Source organism: Promicromonospora kroppenstedtii DSM 19349, assembly GCF_000515355.1.
Lineage (GTDB): Bacteria > Actinomycetota > Actinomycetes > Actinomycetales > Cellulomonadaceae > Promicromonospora > Promicromonospora kroppenstedtii.
This window is the reverse complement of sequence record NZ_KI911701.1, coordinates 11,541-13,747: the sequence shown is the minus strand read 5'-3', so window position 1 is coordinate 13,747 and position 2,207 is coordinate 11,541. Positions and strand designations below refer to the sequence as shown.

Genomic DNA, 2,207 nt, shown 5'->3' with positions numbered 1-2,207 from the left:
CCTGGCAGGACGGCGTCGACACGCTCGCCGCGCAGGACGGCGTCACGCTGCTCGGGGCCGGGTCCCCGGGCGCGACGCGCAACGCCCCCGCGCCCGCCGTCTTCGCCAGCACGGTGCCGACGCTGCTGAGCAACCCCGTGCTGCAGGCCGAGATCTTCGGCGCGGCCTCCCTCGTGGTCCGGTACTCCGGCCCTGACGAGCTGCTGGCCGCCGTCGAGCGGCTCGAGGGCCAGCTCACCGTGACGCTGCACCTGACGGAGGACGACCAGCAGACCGCGACGGCGCTGCTGCCCGTGCTGGAGCGCAAGGCCGGCCGCATCCTGGCCAACGGCTGGCCCACCGGCGTCGAGGTGGGGCACGCGATGGTCCACGGCGGCCCGTTCCCGGCGACGTCGGACGGGCGCACCACCTCGGTGGGCACGCTGGCGATCGAGCGGTTCCTGCGCCCGGTGGCCTACCAGAACCTCCCGGAGTTCCTGCTGCCGGAGCCGCTGCGGTCGGGCAACCCGTGGCACCTGACGCGGCGGGTCGACGGGGTGCTCGACGTCGTCCTCGGCGCCACCGGGACCGGTGACGTCGAGACCGAGGCGGCGGAGGCCGCCCGGTGAGCGCGCACCCCACGATCGCCGCCGTCGAGGTCGTGCCCGTGGCGGGCCACGACTCGATGCTGCTGAACCTGTCCGGCGCCCACGCCCCGTACTTCACACGGAACGTCGCGATCGTCACCGACTCCGACGGCCGCACCGGCCTGGGCGAGGTGCCCGGCGGGGAGCAGATCCGGTCCACGATCGAGGAGGCCGGGCGGGTCGTCGTCGGGCAGCCGGTGGCGCGGTACCGCTCCCTGCTGCGCGACGTCGCCCGCACCTTCGCCGACCGCGACGCCGGCGGGCGCGGGCCGCAGACCTTCGACCTGCGCACCACGGTGCACGCGGTCACGGCCCTGGAGTCGGCGCTGCTCGACCTGCACGGCCAGGACCTCGGCGTGCCCGTGGCCGAGCTGCTCGGCGACGGCGTCCAGCGCGCAGCCGTGCCGATGCTCGGCTACCTGTTCTACGTGGGCGACCCGGGCGCGACCGACCTGCCGTACCTGCGCGGGGACGACGAGTCCGACGCGTGGGGGCGGCTGCGCCGCGAGGAGGCCATGACGCCCGACGCCGTGGTGCGGCTGGCCGAGGCCGCCGCGGCGCGGTACGGGTTCACCGACTTCAAGCTCAAGGGCGGCGTGCAGGCCGGTGACCTCGAGGTCGACACGGTGGTGGCGCTCAAGGGGCGGTTCCCCGACGCCCGGATCACGCTCGACCCCAACGGCGGCTGGCTGCTCGAGGACGCGATCCGGCTGGGCCGGCGCATGCACGGCGTCGTCGCCTACGCGGAGGACCCCTGCGGGGCGGAGGGCCGGTTCTCCGGCCGGGAGGTCATGGCCGAGTTCAAGCGGGCGACCGGGCTGCCCACGGCGACCAACATGATCGCCACCGACTGGCGGGAGATGGCGCACGCCGTGCGGGCGGGCGCCGTGGACATCCCGCTGGCCGACCCGCACTTCTGGACCATGGCGGGCTCGGTCCGCGTGGCCCAGCTCTGCCACGAGTTCGGGCTCACCTGGGGATCGCACTCCAACAACCACTTCGACATCTCGCTGGCCATGTTCACGCACGTCGGGGCCGCGGCGCCCGGCGAGATCACCGCGTTGGACACGCACTGGATCTGGCAGGACGGGCAGGGCCTGACCACCGCCCCGCCGCAGATCCGGGGCGGCGAGATCCAGGTGCCGACGACGCCGGGCCTGGGCGTCGAGCTCGACCGCGAGCGCCTGGCCGCCGCGCACGCGCTGTACCTGGAGCACGGGCTCGGCGCCCGCGACGACGCGGTCGCGATGCAGTACCTGGTCCCGGAGTGGGAGTTCGACCCGAAGCGCCCGTGCCTCGTGCGATGAGGCGCCCTCCGGTGGCCTGGCCGTGACGGGGGTGCTGCTCGGGTTCGCGATCGTGCTCGTGCTGGTGGGCGTGGGGTTCGTCGCGGCGTGGCTGCTGCCCGGCGAGGCCCACGCCATGCAGCGCGGCATCGCACCGCTGGTGTACTACATCACCAACCCGGCGCTGATGTTCCAGCTCATGTCCGACGCCGACCTGGGCGCCGTGCTGCGCACCTACACCCCGATCGCGCTGATCACGGCGGCGGCCACGGGGCTGCTGTACGCGCTGGTCGCC

1 protein-coding gene and 2 pseudogenes are annotated in these 2,207 nt (G+C 74.5%); all 3 read left to right on the top strand.

All coding sequences use genetic code 11. The features are described 5' to 3' along the window. Positions 1–608, top strand: a pseudogene (locus tag PROKR_RS18395) (aldehyde dehydrogenase (NADP(+))); the annotation flags it as partial. Next, the gene (locus tag PROKR_RS18390; protein ID WP_036965522.1) at positions 605–1,933 is read left to right on the top strand and encodes an enolase C-terminal domain-like protein; all 1,329 of its coding nucleotides are present in this window, start codon (positions 605–607) and stop codon (positions 1,931–1,933) included. The pseudogene PROKR_RS18395 and the gene PROKR_RS18390, both read left to right, overlap by 4 nt. Before the next feature lie 22 nt (positions 1,934–1,955). Continuing rightward, positions 1,956–2,207 (top strand): annotated as a pseudogene (locus PROKR_RS18385) (AEC family transporter); the annotation flags it as partial.